This is a genomic window from Burkholderia sp. Bp8991 (genome assembly GCF_003853795.1).
GTDB lineage: Bacteria > Pseudomonadota > Gammaproteobacteria > Burkholderiales > Burkholderiaceae > Burkholderia.
The window spans coordinates 116,600-133,475 of record NZ_QTQJ01000005.1 but is presented as its reverse complement, the minus strand read 5'-3'; the positions used below and the strand labels follow the sequence as shown (position 1 = coordinate 133,475).

General features: G+C 66.3%; 17 protein-coding genes. 12 read left to right on the top strand and 5 right to left on the bottom strand.

Annotated features, from left to right (window positions below):
• Positions 1 to 37: 37 nt before the first annotated feature.
• The 4 genes from DIE02_RS07840 to DIE02_RS07825 form a co-directional block, all read right to left on the bottom strand.
• The gene (locus DIE02_RS07840) at positions 38 to 1,489 is read right to left on the bottom strand and encodes a bifunctional 2-methylcitrate dehydratase/aconitate hydratase (RefSeq protein ID WP_124486402.1); all 1,452 of its coding nucleotides are present in this window, start codon (positions 1,487 to 1,489) and stop codon (positions 38 to 40) included.
• Positions 1,490 to 1,511: 22 nt separating this feature from the next.
• Complete coding sequence (locus tag DIE02_RS07835) at positions 1,512 to 2,021, bottom strand: hypothetical protein (RefSeq protein WP_044845313.1); 510 nt, start codon at positions 2,019 to 2,021, stop codon at positions 1,512 to 1,514.
• A 223-nt stretch (positions 2,022 to 2,244) separates the two neighbouring features.
• The gene (locus DIE02_RS07830; protein ID WP_124486401.1) at positions 2,245 to 3,249 is read right to left on the bottom strand and encodes a CoA ester lyase; all 1,005 of its coding nucleotides are present in this window, start codon (positions 3,247 to 3,249) and stop codon (positions 2,245 to 2,247) included.
• Positions 3,250 to 3,433: 184 nt separating this feature from the next.
• On the bottom strand, positions 3,434 to 4,420 hold the full coding sequence (locus DIE02_RS07825) for a malate dehydrogenase (protein ID WP_044843799.1): 987 nt from the start codon (positions 4,418 to 4,420) through the stop codon (positions 3,434 to 3,436).
• A 288-nt stretch (positions 4,421 to 4,708) separates the two neighbouring features.
• Here DIE02_RS07825 and DIE02_RS07820 point away from each other — a divergent pair, with 288 nt between their 5' ends.
• From DIE02_RS07820 to gltA, 7 genes are all read left to right on the top strand, one after another.
• Positions 4,709 to 5,539, top strand: coding sequence for a GntR family transcriptional regulator (locus DIE02_RS07820; RefSeq protein ID WP_082088449.1), 831 nt, complete (start codon positions 4,709 to 4,711; stop codon positions 5,537 to 5,539).
• Between the two features lie 170 nt (positions 5,540 to 5,709).
• Positions 5,710 to 6,126: a succinate dehydrogenase, cytochrome b556 subunit gene (gene sdhC, locus DIE02_RS07815; RefSeq protein WP_012365678.1), complete on the top strand. Its 417-nt coding sequence runs from the start codon at positions 5,710 to 5,712 to the stop codon at positions 6,124 to 6,126.
• Positions 6,127 to 6,130: 4 nt separating this feature from the next.
• On the top strand, positions 6,131 to 6,499 hold the full coding sequence (gene sdhD, locus DIE02_RS07810) for a succinate dehydrogenase, hydrophobic membrane anchor protein (RefSeq protein WP_006399546.1): 369 nt from the start codon (positions 6,131 to 6,133) through the stop codon (positions 6,497 to 6,499).
• A gap of 3 nt (positions 6,500 to 6,502) precedes the next feature.
• Positions 6,503 to 8,278 (top strand): succinate dehydrogenase flavoprotein subunit, encoded by a 1,776-nt coding sequence (sdhA, locus tag DIE02_RS07805; RefSeq protein ID WP_044843800.1) that lies wholly within the window; start codon positions 6,503 to 6,505, stop codon positions 8,276 to 8,278.
• A 21-nt stretch (positions 8,279 to 8,299) separates the two neighbouring features.
• Entirely contained in the window at positions 8,300 to 9,001 is a 702-nt protein-coding gene (locus tag DIE02_RS07800) for a succinate dehydrogenase iron-sulfur subunit (protein WP_011658352.1), read from the top strand.
• An 8-nt stretch (positions 9,002 to 9,009) separates the two neighbouring features.
• Positions 9,010 to 9,282 carry a succinate dehydrogenase assembly factor 2 gene (locus tag DIE02_RS07795; RefSeq protein WP_044843801.1) on the top strand — a complete coding sequence of 91 codons (273 nt, stop codon included), beginning with the start codon at positions 9,010 to 9,012 and terminating at the stop codon, positions 9,280 to 9,282.
• 65 nt (positions 9,283 to 9,347) lie between these two features.
• Positions 9,348 to 10,649, top strand: a complete 1,302-nt coding sequence (gltA, locus tag DIE02_RS07790; protein ID WP_014899964.1) for a citrate synthase — start codon at positions 9,348 to 9,350, stop codon at positions 10,647 to 10,649.
• Between the two features lie 90 nt (positions 10,650 to 10,739).
• On the opposite strand, the gene DIE02_RS07785 is transcribed toward gltA, so the two are convergent.
• Positions 10,740 to 11,729 (bottom strand): AraC family transcriptional regulator, encoded by a 990-nt coding sequence (locus tag DIE02_RS07785; RefSeq protein WP_124486400.1) that lies wholly within the window; start codon positions 11,727 to 11,729, stop codon positions 10,740 to 10,742.
• 72 nt (positions 11,730 to 11,801) lie between these two features.
• On the opposite strand from DIE02_RS07785, the gene DIE02_RS07780 reads away from it, so the two are divergent.
• The 5 genes from DIE02_RS07780 to DIE02_RS07760 all read left to right on the top strand — a co-directional run bounded on the left by DIE02_RS07780 (position 11,802) and on the right by DIE02_RS07760 (position 16,779).
• Positions 11,802 to 12,191 (top strand): VOC family protein, encoded by a 390-nt coding sequence (locus DIE02_RS07780; RefSeq protein WP_124486399.1) that lies wholly within the window; start codon positions 11,802 to 11,804, stop codon positions 12,189 to 12,191.
• Between the two features lie 110 nt (positions 12,192 to 12,301).
• On the top strand, positions 12,302 to 13,555 hold the full coding sequence (locus tag DIE02_RS07775; protein ID WP_124486398.1) for a DUF1479 domain-containing protein: 1,254 nt from the start codon (positions 12,302 to 12,304) through the stop codon (positions 13,553 to 13,555).
• A gap of 229 nt (positions 13,556 to 13,784) precedes the next feature.
• Entirely contained in the window at positions 13,785 to 14,543 is a 759-nt protein-coding gene (locus DIE02_RS07770) for a dimethylarginine dimethylaminohydrolase family protein (protein ID WP_124486397.1), read from the top strand.
• A gap of 101 nt (positions 14,544 to 14,644) precedes the next feature.
• A complete protein-coding gene (locus tag DIE02_RS07765) occupies positions 14,645 to 15,109 on the top strand; it encodes an Lrp/AsnC family transcriptional regulator (RefSeq protein WP_124486396.1) in 465 nt (154 codons plus the stop codon).
• A gap of 137 nt (positions 15,110 to 15,246) precedes the next feature.
• Positions 15,247 to 16,779 carry an amino acid permease gene (locus DIE02_RS07760; RefSeq protein ID WP_124486395.1) on the top strand — a complete coding sequence of 511 codons (1,533 nt, stop codon included), beginning with the start codon at positions 15,247 to 15,249 and terminating at the stop codon, positions 16,777 to 16,779.
• The last annotated feature ends 97 nt before the right edge of the window (positions 16,780 to 16,876 follow it).

The following is a 16,876-nucleotide window of genomic DNA, read 5'->3' as shown; positions in this document are numbered from 1 at the left end:
TTTAAGGCTAGGAAACAAAGAGTCCTGTAGATGACGGCTATATCACATACAAGTCGACGTACTCATCGACCGGCATCGCTTCGAGCTTTGCCTGGTCCAGCGACACGTCGAGAATCGCTTGTTGCTGCTTTGCCGGGAAACGGCGGGCGAGGTTGGTCCGGAACTTCTCGACCAGGAGCGGGATGCCGTCCGCACGGCGTCGCTGATGGCCGATCGGGTATTCGACCGCTACTTCGGCAAGCGTCGACCCGTCCGCGAATTCGATCGTCAGCGCATTCGCGATCGACCGCTTGGCCGGGTCATGGTAATCCTTCGTGAACTGCGGATCCTCGACGCACACGGTTTTCGCGCGCAGCGCGTCGATGCGCGGATCGGCGGCGACCGCGTCTTCGTAATCGGCCGCGGTCAGCCGGCCGAACAGCAGCGGCACGGCGACCATGTACTGGATGCAGTGGTCGCGATCGGCCGGATTGGCGAGCGGGCCCTGCTTGTCGATGATGCGGATCGCGGCCGCGTGCGTGCGGATCGTGATCCGGCTGATTTCGTCGGTCGTGCGGCCCGCCGCGGCGAGCTGCGCGTGCAGCTGCAGCGCGGCCTCGGCGGCCGTCTGCGCATGGAATTCGGCGGGAAACGCGATCTTGAACAGCACGTTTTCCATCACGTACGTTCCGTACGGGCGCTGGAAGCGGAACGGCTTGCCGTCGAACAGCACGTCGTAGAAGCCCCAGGTTTTCGCGGTGAGCGCCGACGGGTAGCCCATTTCACCCGTTTTCGCGATCAGCGCGAGGCGCACCGCGCGGGACGTCGCGTCGCCGGCCGCCCACGACTTGCGCGAACCGGTGTTCGGCGCGTGGCGGTAGGTGCGCAGCGCGTGGCCGTCGACGAATGCGTTGGATACCGCGTTGATCAGCTCGTCGCGCGTGAGCCCGAGCAGGCGGCCGACGACGGCCGTCGACGCCACTTTCACGAGCAGCACGTGGTCGAGCCCGACTGCGTTGAATGAATTCTCGAGTGCGAGGCAGCCCTGGATCTCGTGGGCCTGGATCATCGCGACGAGCACGTCGCGCATCGCAAGCGGCTTCCTGCCGGCCGCGACGGCCGTGCGGGACAGCCAGTCGGCCGTCGCCAGGATCCCGCCGAGGTTGTCGGACGGATGACCCCATTCGGCGGCGAGCCAGGTGTCGTTGAAGTCCAGCCAGCGGATCATCGCGCCGAGGTCGAAAGCAGCGTGGACGGGATCGAGCTGGAAGGACGTGCCGGGCACCTTCGCGCCGTTCGGCACGATCGTGCCCGGCACGACGGGGCCGAGCAGCTTGGTGCAGGCCGGGTAGGACAGCGCCTCGAGTCCGCATCCGAGCGTGTCGATCAGGCAATGACGCGCCGTCTCCAGCGCGAGCGCGCTGTCGATGCCGGTGTTCAGCACGTAGTCGACGATATCGACGAGTACCGTATCCGGAGCGGGGCGGACGTTGGAGACCGAGGCGGACATCGAGGAGCTCGGGAGAGCGCGCTTAGTTCGTTGCCGGCTTCAGCTCGTTCGATTGCGTCGGAGCCGGCGTGCCTTGCGCCATTTCCGGCGTCACGCATTCGTCGGCGAGACGCTCGCCGCCGTTCGCGTCGCTGAACAGCATCGCCTTGCTCGGGATCACGACCAGCTTGAAGCCTGCTGCCGGATCATAGAACGTGTCGGCGCCCGTCGTCGTGGCCTGACGCGGCAGCTTGTAGTTCTTCTTCGCCCAGTGAACCGTGACGACCTGGTCACGCTTCATGTCGCCGGCGAGGTCGAACGACAGGCCGTCCTTGCACGACCACTTGGCCGCGCCGTCCGGTACCGGATCGACCTTGGCCGCGGCACGCGCCTGTGCCTTCTTGCTGCGCGGAACGATGCGCTTGGCCGGCGCCGGGCGCTTGGCCGTCTTCTTCGCAGTCGTCGCCGTATCCTGGGCGAACGCGCTCGGAGCCGACACCAGCATCGTGGCGGACAAGGCGCCGATGGCGGTAGCGATCAGGAGTTTCTTCATGGAGTCAGAACCTTTCGATAATCAGTTGACAAGGGCCGGCAGCTGACACCGCCGGCCGGTTTGAAACTGCACGCGCCCCGGAAGCGCGCAGCGGCCGCTATTTTCACCTATTTGGCCGCGCTCATATCAGGTTTTCGGGCTCCGTTACGTTTTTTGTCGTTTCGCCAACCCGTCTCGGGTTCGCGCCCCGGTGATTCGATGAAATTCGTGTGTCGGCGCGCGCTCACCGCGCGTCTCCGGCGGCCGGGCCGAACAGCGGCGCGGCCTCGGCCGGCACCGGCTGGCCGGTCGCCCGTGCGCGGCGCAGCACCGACCAGTAATAGCGGTAGCTCGCGCGATCGTGCAGTGTATCGCCGTGGCGCGTCGGGCCCCAGTCGGCGGCCTGCGCTGCCAGCAGGATGTCGGCGGCTAGCGCGACTTCATCGGTGCGCGGCGCGAACGCGTCGACGATCGGGCGGATCTGCGCGGGATGGATGCTCCACATCCGCGTGAACGCGAACTCGTCGCGCGCGCGGCGTGCGTCGCCGGCGACGACGGCCATGTCGCGCACTTCCGTCGTCACGTTGTGCGACGGCGTCTTGCCGTGCGCATGGCAGGCGGCGGCGATTTCCAGCTTCGCGCGGCGCACGAGCGGGTGGTCGAACTGGCCGGGCGAGCGCATCGCCGCATCGGGAATCGCGCCGTGATGCGCGGACACGAAGTCCATCAGCCCGAAGCTCAGCGTGCCGACCAGCGGCAGCGCGGCGAGGGCGGCCGCCTGGGCGAGCGCGCCGTGCGTCTCGACCAGCACATCCACCGGAATCGGCTGCGCGAGGCCGAGCTCGCGGCGCGTGCCTTCGATGAACGCGACCATCTCGGCCGCGTCGGCGGCGCTCGCGATCTTCGGCAGCGTGACGTAGGCCGGCGCGCGCGCGGCGCGCAGCACGATGCGCACGTCGTCGCGCCAGTGCGGATGGGAAAAGTCGTGGATGCGGACGCCGACCCGCCCGAAGCGGTTCTCGGCGCCGCCGAGGAGTTCGGCGACGAGCTGCGCGTGCGCGGCTTCCTGGCCGACGGCCGCGCCGTCCTCGCAGTCGAGCGTGATGTCGAACACGGGGCCGAGTTCGGCCTGGAGCGCGAGCGACTTGCGCATCAGCTTCTCGCTGCCCGCGTAGTGATCGCAGCAGGGCAGGATCGCGGGCGGGGACGCCCCGTCGTACAGCACTTGTGCAGGAGTGAGCGCGGACATCTCTTCTACGTCAAGGAAGCGGGCAACGTGGAGAAAATCGGATTCGGGCACGTTCTGGGCCGGCGCGCGGGGCGCCTGGAGCGGCAAAACGTGCCCGGATCGGATCGGGCGGCGGGGCCGGTTGCAGCCCCGCCGCCCGTGCCGTGGCCGGGCCGCCCGCAGGCGGCCCGGCCATGCAGCCTGCTTAGTTCTTCAGCAGGTGGGCGACGCCGTCGCGCTCTTCGAGCAGCTCGGCCAGCGTGCCGTCCATCTTCTCGCGCGAGAACGCGTCGATTTCGAGGCCTTCGACACGCTTGTACTCACCGTTTTCGCACGTGACCGGCACACCGTAGATGATGTCTTCGGGGATGCCGTACGAGCCGTCCGACGGGATGCCCATCGTGACCCACTTGCCGTTCGTGCCGAGGACCCAGTCACGCACGTGGTCGATCGCCGCGTTGGCTGCCGACGCCGCCGACGACAGGCCGCGCGCTTCGATGATCGCCGCGCCGCGCTTGCCGACGGTCGGGATGAACGTGTCGCGGTTCCACACGTCGTCGTTGATCAGCTTCAGCAGCGACTCGCCTTCGACGGTCGCGAAGCGGAAGTCGGGGTACATCGTCGGCGAGTGGTTGCCCCACACGGCGAGCTTCTCGATCGACGCGACCGGCTTGCCCGACTTGGCGGCGAGCTGCGACAGCGCGCGGTTGTGGTCGAGGCGCAGCATCGCCGTGAAGTTCTTCTTCGGCAGATCCGGTGCCGACTTCATCGCGATGTACGCGTTGGTGTTCGCCGGGTTGCCGACGACCAGCACCTTCACGTCGCGGCTCGCGACTTCGTTCAGCGCAGCGCCCTGGACCGTGAAGATCTCGGCGTTCGCCGACAGCAGGTCCTTGCGCTCCATGCCCTTCGAGCGCGGACGTGCACCGACCAGCAGCGCGACGTCTGCATCCTTGAATGCAACCTTCGGATCGTCGGTGATCACGACGCCCGCGAGCAGCGGGAACGCGCAATCGTCGAGTTCCATCACGACGCCTTTGACGGCGGCTTGGGCTTGCGGGAGGTCGAGCAGTTGCAGGATGACCGGCTGGTCCTTGCCGAGCAGGTCGCCGTTCGCGATGCGGAACAGCAGGGAGTAAGCGATTTGACCTGCGGCGCCGGTGACGGCAACGCGCTTTGCGGGCTTAGCCATTGAAAATCTCCAGGACGGGTGAAGCGGTGGACGCTAGGCAAAACGCCATTCTATGCGCGTTACGCGTAGCGTTGCATTGAAGCAGGGCGGAGGATTCGCGAAAGGCAGACGCGGTGAACCTGGAGACGGCCGTGGCACGTAGCCGGGGACGCATTTTGCACCCGCGAACCCTTGCTCGCCCCGGAGTGTAGGAGCCGATGGACCCAAAGTCAAACGGTATCATATGTCTTATATAAGACAGATGTTTTGCGGAATTTGAGTGGACGGAAAAGCGCGGTTTGTGATGAAATGCGCGCCATGACATCGAACCAGGCGAACAACGCGAATCCGACCGGCGCAGGCGGCCCAGGGCAGCCGGGCGCGGGCGATTCCGTGCCGGCGCCTGCGCCTGCCGCTTCGCCGTCGCCGACCTTCAGTCCGTTATACCAGCAGATCAAGTCATTGATCACGCAAAGTCTCGAATCCGGTGAATGGAAGCCGGGCGAGATCATCCCGAGCGAGGTGGAGCTGGCTGCCCGTTACAAGGTCAGCCAGGGCACCGTTCGCAAGGCGATCGACGAACTGGCCGCGGAAAACCTCGTGGTCCGGCGGCAGGGCAAAGGTACTTTTGTTGCGACGCACAATGAAGATCGCGCGCAGTTCCGCTTCCTGCGGCTGCTGGCCGACGACGGCGCCGAGCATCCGCACGTGAGCCGCCTGCTCGAATGCCGGCGCCTGCGCGCGCCGGCCGAGATCGCGCGGCAGCTCGACCTGAAGCCGGCCGATCCGGTCGTGCAGGTGCGTCGCCTGCTGGAATTCGAGAACGAAGTGACGGTGCTCGACGAGATCTGGCTGCCGGGCGCGATGTTCCGCGGGCTGACGTTCGAGCGGCTGAGCGAGTACAAGGGCCCGCTCTACGCGATGTTCGAGACGGAATTCGGCACGCGGATGATCCGCGCGACGGAGAAGATCCGCGCGGTGGCGGCGGAGCCGGCGGTGGCCGACCTGCTGCACGTGCCGGCGGGTTTTCCGTTGCTGTCGGTCGAGCGCGTGTCCTATACATACGGAGACCGGCCGGTGGAAGTGCGGCGCGGCTGGTATGTCACAACCGGGTATTACTATCAGAATGACTTGAGCTGACGACGGATCGGCACAAGCAGCGTGCACGCGGGTTTCCCGTTTTCGCGTAGCACGTTTCGGGCCGCCTTTATTCCCGTTCGCGTAATGATCCAGAGCAGACTTTCGCTGCAGCGCGATATAAAAAGGCGCTAAAATCGCGGATTAGTGTGACAACATAGTAGGGGTCTAGCATGACTGACGCAGTAAGAAAGCCGAGGCCGGAATACCGGAACATCGGAATCGGCGACATCACCTTGAAATATCGCATGCCGCTGGCGGCGATATTGTCGATTCTCCACCGAGTCAGCGGCGCGCTGCTGTTCCTGTTCCTGCCGTTCCTGCTGTTCCTCTTCGACCAGAGCCTCACCTCCGAGCTCAGCTTCGAAGTCTTCAAGGCTTTCCTCTCCAACATCGTCGTCAAGCTGATCGTCCTCGCGCTGTCCTGGGCGTTCCTCCACCATTTCTGCGCCGGCATTCGCCACCTGCTGATGGACGTCAACCACGACGCCGTCTCGAAGGAAGGCGGCAAGCGGACGGCCGTCGTCGTCTTTGTCGTCTCGATCGCGCTGACGATCGCCATGGCACTCAAACTGTTCGGAGCATTCTAAGAAAATGGCAGCCAATAACCGAATCGGCTCGAAGCGCCTCGTCGTCGGCGCTCACTACGGCCTGCGCGACTGGCTCGCGCAGCGCGTCACCGCCACGATCATGGCGGTCTACACGGTCATTCTGCTCGTCCTGTTCTTCGGCGCGCATGACTTCTCGTACGAAGGCTGGGCATCGATCTTCTCCGCGCAATGGATGAAGCTCGCGACCTTCGTGACGCTGCTTTCCCTCTTCTACCACGCATGGGTCGGCGTGCGCGACATCTGGATGGACTACGTGAAGCCCGTCGGTGTGCGCCTGCTGCTGCAATCGCTGACCATCGTCTGGCTGCTCGCATGTGCGGGCTACGCCGCGCAGATTCTCTGGAGAGTGTAAAGAATGGCTGCAATCAAAACTTCCCTGCCGCGCCGCAAGTTCGACGTGGTGATCGTCGGCGCGGGCGGCTCGGGCTTGCGCGCAGCGCTGCAACTGTCGCGCGCGGGCCTGTCGGTCGGCGTGCTGTCGAAGGTGTTCCCGACCCGTTCGCACACGGTGGCCGCACAGGGCGGCATCGGCGCGTCGCTCGGCAACATGAGCGAAGACAACTGGCACTTCCACTTCTACGACACGATCAAGGGTTCCGACTGGCTCGGCGACCAGGACGCGATCGAGTTCATGTGCCGCGAAGCACCGAACGTCGTGTACGAACTGGAACACTTCGGCATGCCGTTCGACCGTAACGCGGACGGCACGATCTACCAGCGTCCGTTCGGCGGCCACACCGCGAACTACGGCGAGAAGCCGGTCCAGCGCGCATGCGCGGCCGCCGACCGTACCGGTCACGCGCTGCTGCACACGCTGTACCAGCAGAACGTCGAGGCGAAGACGCAGTTCTTCGTCGAATGGATGGCGCTCGACCTGATCCGCGACGCGGACGGCGACGTGCTCGGCGTGACGGCCCTCGAGATGGAGACGGGCGACGTCTACATCATGGAAGGCAAGACGACGCTGTTCGCGACGGGCGGCGCAGGCCGGATCTTCGCGGCATCGACCAACGCGTTCATCAACACCGGCGACGGCCTCGGCATGGCTGCCCGCTCGGGCATCGCGCTGCAGGACATGGAGTTCTGGCAGTTCCACCCGACCGGCGTGGCCGGCGCGGGCGTGCTGATCACCGAAGGCGTGCGCGGCGAAGGCGGTATCCTGCGCAACGCGAACGGCGAGCGCTTCATGGAACGCTACGCACCGACGCTGAAGGACCTGGCGCCGCGTGACTTCGTGTCGCGTTCGATGGACCAGGAAATCAAGGAAGGTCGCGGCGTCGGTCCGAACAAGGATCACGTGCTGCTCGACCTGTCGCACATCGGCGCCGAGACGATCATGAAGCGTCTGCCGTCGATCCGCGAAATCGCGCTGAAGTTCGCGAACGTCGACGCGATCAAGGAACCGATCCCGGTCGTCCCGACGATCCACTACCAGATGGGCGGCATCCCGACCAACATCCACGGTCAGGTCGTCGGCACGTCGCGCGGCCACAAGGATCCGGTCAACGGCTTCTACGCAGTGGGCGAGTGCTCGTGCGTGTCCGTGCACGGCGCGAACCGCCTCGGCACGAACTCGCTGCTGGACCTCGTGGTGTTCGGCCGTGCGGCCGGCAACCACATCGTCGAGCACGTGAAGAACCAGAAGGAACACAAGCCGCTGCCGGCCGATGCAGGCGAGTTCTCGCTGGCGCGTCTGAACAAGCTCGACAAGTCGAGCTCGGGCGAGTACACGCAGGACGTCGCGAACGACATCCGTGCGACGATGCAGAAGCACGCAGGCGTGTTCCGCACGTCGGCGCTGCTGAAGGAAGGCGTCGACCAGATGGCCGGCCTGAAGGCCCGCGTGGAAAACATCCACCTGAAGGACAAGTCGAAGGTGTTCAACACCGCGCGCGTCGAAGCGCTCGAGCTGGAGAACCTGATCGAAGTCGCCCGCGCGACGATGGTGTCGGCGGAAGCGCGCAAGGAAAGCCGCGGCGCGCACGCGCACAGCGATTACGAACACCGCGACGACGACAACTGGCTGCGCCACACGCTGTGGTACAGCGAAGGCGATCGCCTCGACTACAAGCCGGTTCAAATGAAGCCGCTGACGGTCGACTCCGTGCCGCCGAAGCCGCGCACGTTCTAAGCCGAGTCAAAGGAATCCGAAATGGCAAAACGCATTTTTGAAGTCTACCGCTACGATCCGGACAAGGACGCGGCACCGCGCATGCAGACGTACGAGCTCGAGATCCAGCATGAGCGCATGCTGCTCGACGCACTGGTCAAGCTGAAGGCCGTCGACGAGACGCTGTCGTTCCGCCGTTCGTGCCGTGAAGGCGTGTGCGGTTCGGACGCGATGAACATCAACGGCAAGAACGGTCTCGCGTGCCTGACGAACCTGAACGACCTGCCGCAGAAGATCGTGCTGCGCCCGCTGCCGGGCCTGCCTGTCGTGCGCGACCTGATCGTCGACATGACGCACTTCTTCAACCAGTATCACTCGATCAAGCCGTACCTGATCAACGACGCGCCGCCGCCGGAGAAGGAACGCCTCCAGTCGCCGGAAGAACGCGACGAGCTCGACGGCGTGTACGAGTGCATTCTGTGCGCGAGCTGCTCGACGTCGTGCCCGAGCTTCTGGTGGAACCCGGACAAGTTCGTCGGCCCGGCCGGCCTGCTGCAGGCTTACCGCTTCATCGCGGATAGCCGCGACACCGCCACCGGCGAGCGTCTCGACAACCTGGAAGACCCGTACCGTCTGTTCCGTTGCCACACGATCATGAACTGCGTCGACGTTTGCCCGAAGGGCCTGAACCCGACGAAGGCGATCGGCAAGATCAAGGAACTGATGGTTCGCCGCGCGGTTTAAAGTTTGTGATGAGCGACGATTCGCATCAATCCGACCCGCACCGTCGCGCGCGCCTCCGCTGGCGCGCGCGGCGGGGTCTGCTGGAAAACGACATCGTATTCGAGCGTTTCTTCAGCAGATACGAGCATGACCTCACCGATGCAGACGTAGGCGCGTTGTCGCGCCTGCTCGATCTGAGCGACAACGACCTGATGGACTTGCTCCTCGCGCGCAAGGAACCAGAGGGCGACCTAGACAGCCAGGATATTCACCGGCTGTTGGAGATGCTGCGCAACGTGTAACGCCAAGGTGTAACGCGCTGTGCCCGTTATCGAATCCCGTTTCTATTTTCGATTGAGGATGTGCCATGACTCCGTCTGATGTTAAAGCCACGCTATCGTTCAGCGACAACTCGCCGAGCGTCGAACTGCCGATCTACAAGGGCACGATGGGCCCGGACGTGATCGACATCCGCAAGCTGTACGGCCAGACCGGCAAGTTCACGTACGACCCGGGCTTCATGTCGACGGCAGCTTGTAATTCGGCGATCACGTACATCGACGGCGACAAGGGCGAACTGCTGTACCGCGGCTACCCGATCGACAACCTCGCGCAGAACGCCGACTTCCTCGAGTCCTGCTACCTGCTGCTGAAGGGCGAGCTGCCGAACGCGGCGCAAAAGAAGGAATTCGTCGACACCGTCACGAAGCACACGATGGTGCACGAGCAGATGCACTTCTTCTTCCGTGGCTTCCGCCGCGACGCGCACCCGATGGCGATCCTGGTCGCCGCGGTCGGCGCGCTGTCCGCGTTCTACCACGACTCGCTCGACATCAACGACCCGCGTCACCGCGAAGTGTCGGCGATCCGCATGATCGCGAAGCTGCCGACGCTCGTCGCGATGGCGTACAAGTACAGCATCGGCCAGCCGTTCGTGTATCCGAAGAACTCGCTGTCGTACAGCGCGAACTTCATGCACATGATGTTCTCGAACCCGTGCGAAGAGTACAAGGTCAACGACGTGCTCGTCCGCGCACTCGACCGCATCCTGATCCTGCACGCCGATCACGAGCAGAACGCATCGACGTCGACGGTCCGCCTGGCCGGCTCGTCGGGCGCGAACCCGTTCGCGTGTATCGCGGCCGGTATCGCTTGTCTGTGGGGCCCGGCGCACGGTGGTGCGAACGAAGCCGCGCTGAACATGCTCGAGCAGATCGGTTCGCCGGACAACATCCCCGAATTCATCAAGCAGGTGAAGGACAAGAATTCGGGCGTGAAGCTGATGGGCTTCGGTCACCGCGTGTACAAGAACTACGACCCGCGTGCGAAGCTGATGCGCGAAACGTGCTACGAAGTGCTGAACGAACTCGGCCTGCACGACGACCCGCTGTTCAAGCTCGCGATGCAGCTCGAGAAGATCGCGCTGGAAGACGAATACTTCGTGTCGCGCAAGCTGTACCCGAACGTCGACTTCTACTCGGGTATCGTCCAGCGCGCGCTGGGCATCCCGACGTCGATGTTCACGTGTATCTTCGCGATGGCACGTACGGTCGGCTGGATCGCACAGTGGAACGAAATGATCGCGGATCCGGAACAGAAGATCGGCCGTCCGCGTCAGCTGTTCATCGGCGACACGCCGCGCGAAGCGAAGCCGATCAACGCACGTTAAGTCGTGCGCGGCGCGAACGGCCGCAAGGCCGCTCGCGTCCGGCAACTGCAACGCCCCGACACCCCGGTGGGACATCCCGCCGGGGTGTTTTCATTTGCGCGGCCGACGCTGGCCCGAGCCGGCGCGGCGTTCCAGCGACGGCGGGCGTGTGTCGAGCGGCGGCGAGTCGGTGCCGGGGTCGCTGTCGGGCGCGTGGCCGTGTTGAGCGAAGAACTGCCGGTATGCGCCGGGCGTCATCCCGCGCGCGGCGAGGAACTGGCGGTTGAAGTTCGCGGCGTTCGGAATGCCGCAGCGCGCGGCGACCGTCGCGATCGGCCAGTCGGTGCCGACCAGATGGCGGCACGCATGCGCGAGCCGCAGCCGCTGCACGTAGCGGCCGACGCTTTCGCCGAGGTGCCGTACGAACAACCGCTGCAGCGTGCGTTCGGACATGTGCGCGACGGCCGCGAGCGCATCGACGCGCAGCGGCTCGTGGAACTGCCGGTCGATCGCGTCGAGCACGCGATCGAGCCGCTCTGCTTCGGGCGCGGCGGCGTTCGCGGACGGCGACGCTGCATCGGGTTGATCGTAGGCCTGCGCGGTGGCGAGCGGTTCTCCGCCGGCGTCCGCGAGATCGGCGAGCGTGTCGAGTGCGGCCGCGAGGCGAATGCGCGGCGAAGGGTCGAGCAACTGCGGCAGCCGCGCGCGCATCGCACGGGCCGTATCGGCGTCGAATGCAAGGCCGGGCGCCGCGCGCCGCAGCAGCGAGCGCAGCGGCGCGTACTCGGGGCAGCAGTCGGCCACGCGTCGTGCCCAGTCACCGTCGAACCAGACGACGAGCGCGACTTCCGGCGCCGCGCGATCGATGCGCGCATTCGACGACCACGTATGCGGCAGGTTGGGCGGCACGAGCACCAGATCGTCGTCCGCATAGCGCGCGACGTGATCGCCGATGAAGCGCTGGCCGCGGCTGTTCAGCGTCAGCGTCAGTTCGTACTCGGGATGACGGTGCCATTCGAACGGAATGCGCGCGAGCTGGCGGTGGTACACGCGGATCGAACAGCCGGGGGCGAACGTCACGTGCTCGTACTGCGGTTTCATCGCGGCCTCCGGGCGAGGGCGGGCAGCGCGCCGTGGCATGATCGTGATCGATCGTCACGACGGAGCGATGCCATGTTTTCACATGTTTGCGTGGGCGTCAGCGATACCGCGCGCGCGTACGACTTCTACGCGCCGCTGTTCGCGGAACTCGGGCTGCGGCTGAAGTTCAGCGAGCCGGACGGCTGGTCGGGCTGGATGCCGGCCGACACCGACCGGCCGCTGTTCTTCTTCGGCCGGCCGCTCGACGGCCGCGCGCCCGAACCCGGCAACGGCCATACGATCGCATTCGACGCGCCGACCCGCGCGCAGGTCGACCGCTGCCACGCGCTCGCGCTGCAGCAGGGCGGCACCTGCGAAGGGCCGCCGGGCCTGCGGCCGCACTATCACCCCGACTACTACGGCGCGTATTTCCGCGACCCGGACGGCAACAAGCTGTGCGTGGTCTGCCATCGTCCGGAGTAGCAGGTGGTTGTCAGGATTGTATCGATAGTTGGCCGGATAGTGCCGATGGCGGCGATGCGTCCGCCGTACGCTGAATGCTCCTCACCACACGATTCAGCGAGGAGACGACGATGCACCTGACGATTGACGATCTGCCGGTTGCGATCCGCACGGCGAAAAGGGCGCTGCGCGCCGATCTGCCCGGTTACGCGGCCACGTTCCGCGAACTGGAGGGCGATATCGCGCGGCAGGTCGACGCGATCCGTCGCGCGCACGCGCACGGCCGCGACGTGATCCCGGTATTGCGATTCGCGGATATCGCGAACGGCACCGTCGATCCGCAGGCGATCGCCGCGATCCGCACGCACGGCGCCGCGGTGATCCGCGGCGTATTCGACGCGCAGCAGGCGCGCGACTGGAACGACGAGATCGGCGCCTATCTGGATGCGAACCGCTTCGCCGAGCGGCTGCATGCACGCGCCGAGGACCGCTACTTCGGCAATCTCGCATCGGGCAAGCCGCAGATCTACGGCGTCTACTGGTCGAAGCCGCAGGTGGCCGCGCGGCAGTCGCCGGCCCTCACGCAGGCGCGCGTGTTCCTGAACAGCCTGTGGCGTCATGCCGACGGCGCGCGCAGGCATTTCGACCCGGACCAGGTGCCGGCCTACGCCGACCGGATCCGCCGCCGGCCGCCGGGTTCGACGTCGCTCGGGCTGTCGCCGCATGTCGACGGCGGCTCTGTCGAGCGCTGGCTCGGCGCGAATTTCCGGCAGGTCTATCGTCACGTGCTGGCCGGCCGCTGGCGCGCTTACGATCCGTTCGACGCGGCGTTCCGCCCCGACGTCGAGGAGATTCCATCGCCGGCCGTGTGCTCGATGTTCCGCACGTTCCAGGGCTGGACCGCGCTGACGCCGCAGGGGCCTGGCGACGGCACCCTGCAGCTGATTCCGGTCGCGAACGCGATGGCGTATGTCGTGCTGCGCGCACTGCAGGACGACGTCGCCGACGACGACCTGTGCGGCGCGCGTCCGGGCCGCGCGCTGTCGATCCTGCCCGAATGGCACGCGCTGCTGCTCGACGCGCTGGTGCCGATCCCGCACATGGAGGCGGGCGACGCGGTGTTCTGGCACGGCGACGTCGTGCATGCGGTCGAGGATGCGCATCGCGGCAGCGGCGACAGCAACGTGATGTACATCGCGGCCGCGCCCGGGTGCGCGAAGAACGACGCGTACCTGCAGCGCCAGCGGCTCGCATTCCTGCGCGGCGACAGCCCGCCGGATTTCCCGGCCGATCATTTCGAGGTCGACTTCGACGGACGCGGCGGCGAGGGCGATCTCACGCCGCTGGGCCGTGCGCAAATGGGGTTCGCGCCCGTCAGCGCATGACGGACGCGCCGCATGCATCGGCCGCATCCGCACCGCGCGGAACGGCCGTTTGCGCCGCGCCCGGCGGCCGTCTGCCGAATCCGCTGCATCCCGCCTGCAATTCGACGCGATCGGCTGCGGGCGCGCCCGAATTCGACGCGAATTGCGCAATTTGGCTTCCGATAATGGTCCGGACACAACGCAGCTGCCCCGTGCGCCGCACGGGGGCAGCGTGACCATGGAGGAGTCGATGCAATTCACGCAAGCGATCGTTCGCCGTCCCGCGCCGTCCTGCGGCGCGGGTCTCACCACCGCCGCGCTCGGCGCGCCCGACTACGACAAGACGCTCACGCAGTTCCACGCGTACTGCGACGCGCTGCGCGGGCTCGGCGTCGAGCTGACCGAGCTGCCGCCGCTGGACGCGTTTCCCGATTCGCACTTCGTCGAGGACGTCGCCGTCGTCACGCCCGAATTCGCGGTGATCACGCGTCCCGGCGCACCCGCGCGGCGCGGCGAGACGGTGCACATCGAAGCGGCGCTCGGCGCGCATCGCGACCTGCTGCCGATGCAGGAAGGCCGTCTCGACGGCGGCGACGTGATGCAGGTCGGCAAGCGCTTCTACATCGGCCTGACGGGCCGCACCGATGCCGAGGGCATCGCCGCATTCGAGTCGCTGGTGGCCCGCTACGGCTATTCGGTCGTCGCGGTGCCGGTTGGCGCGGGGCTGCATCTGAAATCGGTCGTCAACGCGCTCGGCGACGACACGCTGCTCGTGACCGAGGCGCTGGCCGCGCATCCGGCGTTCGCCGACTATCGCCGCATCGCGATCTCGGCCGCCGACGAATACGCCGGCAACACGCTGCGCGTGAACGGCACGCTGATCACGCCGGCCGGCTATCCGCGCGTGCACGACGCGATTCAGTCGCTCGGGATGCCGCTGCACGTGATCGACACGAGCGAGTTCCGCAAGATGGACGGCGGCCTGACCTGCCTGTCGCTGCGGTTCTAGCCGATTGGCGCGCGGCCGCTTCGGCCGGATAATGTGGCCCCCGCGCGGAACCGGAGGAGACGCTCCGCGCACCAGCCACGACCCGACCGGAGCGAACGCGGATGACCGACAAGAAGATGCAGCTCGACAAGATCGATCTCCGGATCCTCGACATCCTGCGTACCGACGGGCGGATTTCCTACCGGAAGCTGTCCGAGCTCGTGAACCTCACGCCGCGGCCCTGCCAGGCACGCGTGGAGCGGCTCGAGGCGCTCGGCGTGATCGAAGGCTACCGCGCGGTGATCAACGCGCCGCGCGCGACCAAGCCGATCGTCGTGATCGCGCAGATCGTGCTGGCCGACCACGGGCGTTCGCAGGCGCCGTTCGAGGACGAGATGCGGGCCAATCCGGCCGTGCTCGATTGCTGGCTCGTCAGCGGCACGTTCGATTTTCTCGTGCGGCTCGCGTGCGAGGATCTCGACGAATACCGGCGGATCGCGAACGCGTGGCTGGAAAGCCCGCGGTTCCGGATCGAGAAGATCGTGACGACGGCCGAGCTGCAGGCGATCAAGCGCAGCGTCGTCTGACGCGGCCGTGCGCGTCCGGGCCGCCGGCATCGGACGCGCGACCCGGCGGCAGGACCATTTTTTGACGCGGATAACCGGGCCGATCGATTGGTATTCCGAATCAATTCGAGCGGCCCGAATCCAACAGGGTGAACACTATGGATGCTTTGCAAGCGGCAGCGCAGACGGCCGCGCCGTCCGGAACGGCGCTCAAGCGCCGGCTGCAGAGCCGCCACATCGCGATGATCGCGATCGGCGGCTCGATCGGCACGGGGTTGTTCGTCGCGTCGGGCGCGTCGGTCGCGCAGGCGGGGCCGGGCGGGGCGATCGCCGCGTATATCGCGATCGGGCTGATGGTCTACTTCGTCGTCACCGGGCTCGGCGAGATGGCCGCGCTGATGCCGGTGTCGGGCTCGTTCGCGATCTACGGCGAGAAGTACGTCGACGAAGGCTTCGGCGTCGCGCTCGGCTGGACCTACTGGTACAGCTGGGCCGTGACGATCGCGATCGAGCTGGTCGCCGCGCAGATCGTGATGCGCTACTGGTTTCCGGCGGTGCCGGGCGTGTGGTGGGGCGCCGGGTTCCTGGTGCTGATCTTCCTGCTGAACACGCTGTCCGTGCGCGGTTTCGGGGAATCCGAATACTGGTTCTCGCTGATCAAGGTCGTCACCGTGATCGCGTTCATCGCGGCGGGCTTGCTGATCGCGGTCGGCCTGCTCGGCAACGGGCAGCCGGTCGGCTGGCGCAACTTCAGGACCGGCGACGCGCCGTTCGTCGGCGGCGTGCACGCGATGATGAGCGTCGCGCTGATCGCGGGCTTCTCGTTCCTCGGCACCGAGCTGGTCGGGATCACGGCGGGCGAGTCGGAAAACCCGCGCAAGACGATCCCGCGCGCGGTGAAGCAGATCTTCTGGCGCATCATGCTGTTCTACGTGCTCGCGATCTTCGTGATCGGCCTGCTGGTGCCGTACACCGATCCGAACCTGCTCAAGAGCGACGTGACCGATATCGGCGTGAGCCCGTTCACGCTCGTGTTCAGCCATGCGGGCTTTCCGCTCGCCGCGGGCGCGATGAACCTCGTGATCCTGACGGCCGTGCTGTCGGCCGGCAACTCGGGCACGTATGCGGCCACGCGGATGCTGTACAACCTCGCGGCGGAAGGCCGTGCGCCCGCGATGTTCGCGACGCTGTCGCCGGGCGGCGTGCCGCGCAACGCGCTGTACGCGACGATGGCGGTGGGCGGGCTGTGCTTCCTCACGTCGTTGACCAACAACCAGAGCATCTATCTGTGGCTGCTCAATACGGTCGGCATCACCGGCTTCATCGCGTGGCTCGGCATCGCCGTTTGCCACTACCGGTTCCGCAAGGGCTTTCTGAAACAAGGCTACCGGCTCGAGCAGCTGCCGTATCGCGCGAAGTGGTTCCCGTTCGGGCCGCTGTTCGCGATCGCGATCTGCATCGTGATCTCGCTCGGGCAGGATTACCAGGCGTTCTTCGCCGCCCGCGTCGACTGGATGGAAGTGCTGTCGATCTATGTGTGGATCCCGCTGTTCGTCGCGATCTGGTGGGCGTATCGCCGCGTGCGCAAGAGCCGGCTCGTGCGCTACGAGGAGATGGAGATCGGGCCGTGGCTCACGCGCTCGGTCGAGGCCGTCGATGCGGCGGTCGCGCAGCACGGGCAGCCGCACTGAGCGTGACGCGGCGCATGCGCGGCGACGGGGCCGGCTCGCGCAACGCGGCCGGCTCCGGTGAAGCAGGCGTGCTGCCGCTGCGCCTTCATGAAATCCA

What these genes read in the sequence shown, in the direction of transcription:
- DIE02_RS07820 (WP_082088449.1), top strand. Translation starts at nt 4,709, where the DNA reads ATGCGCGCCATGACATCGAACCAGGCGAACAACGCGAATCCGACCGGC.
- DIE02_RS07770 (WP_124486397.1), top strand. Translation starts at nt 13,785, where the DNA reads ATGCAATTCACGCAAGCGATCGTTCGCCGTCCCGCGCCGTCCTGCGGC.
- DIE02_RS07840 (WP_124486402.1), bottom strand. Translation starts at nt 1,489, where the DNA reads ATGTCCGCCTCGGTCTCCAACGTCCGCCCCGCTCCGGATACGGTACTC.
- DIE02_RS07775 (WP_124486398.1), top strand. Translation starts at nt 12,302, where the DNA reads ATGCACCTGACGATTGACGATCTGCCGGTTGCGATCCGCACGGCGAAA.
- DIE02_RS07760 (WP_124486395.1), top strand. Translation starts at nt 15,247, where the DNA reads ATGGATGCTTTGCAAGCGGCAGCGCAGACGGCCGCGCCGTCCGGAACG.
- DIE02_RS07785 (WP_124486400.1), bottom strand. Translation starts at nt 11,729, where the DNA reads ATGAAACCGCAGTACGAGCACGTGACGTTCGCCCCCGGCTGTTCGATC.
- sdhC (WP_012365678.1), top strand. Translation starts at nt 5,710, where the DNA reads ATGACTGACGCAGTAAGAAAGCCGAGGCCGGAATACCGGAACATCGGA.
- sdhD (WP_006399546.1), top strand. Translation starts at nt 6,131, where the DNA reads ATGGCAGCCAATAACCGAATCGGCTCGAAGCGCCTCGTCGTCGGCGCT.
- DIE02_RS07765 (WP_124486396.1), top strand. Translation starts at nt 14,645, where the DNA reads ATGACCGACAAGAAGATGCAGCTCGACAAGATCGATCTCCGGATCCTC.
- DIE02_RS07830 (WP_124486401.1), bottom strand. Translation starts at nt 3,249, where the DNA reads ATGTCCGCGCTCACTCCTGCACAAGTGCTGTACGACGGGGCGTCCCCG.
- DIE02_RS07835 (WP_044845313.1), bottom strand. Translation starts at nt 2,021, where the DNA reads ATGAAGAAACTCCTGATCGCTACCGCCATCGGCGCCTTGTCCGCCACG.
- DIE02_RS07780 (WP_124486399.1), top strand. Translation starts at nt 11,802, where the DNA reads ATGTTTTCACATGTTTGCGTGGGCGTCAGCGATACCGCGCGCGCGTAC.
- DIE02_RS07800 (WP_011658352.1), top strand. Translation starts at nt 8,300, where the DNA reads ATGGCAAAACGCATTTTTGAAGTCTACCGCTACGATCCGGACAAGGAC.
- DIE02_RS07825 (WP_044843799.1), bottom strand. Translation starts at nt 4,420, where the DNA reads ATGGCTAAGCCCGCAAAGCGCGTTGCCGTCACCGGCGCCGCAGGTCAA.
- sdhA (WP_044843800.1), top strand. Translation starts at nt 6,503, where the DNA reads ATGGCTGCAATCAAAACTTCCCTGCCGCGCCGCAAGTTCGACGTGGTG.
- DIE02_RS07795 (WP_044843801.1), top strand. Translation starts at nt 9,010, where the DNA reads ATGAGCGACGATTCGCATCAATCCGACCCGCACCGTCGCGCGCGCCTC.
- gltA (WP_014899964.1), top strand. Translation starts at nt 9,348, where the DNA reads ATGACTCCGTCTGATGTTAAAGCCACGCTATCGTTCAGCGACAACTCG.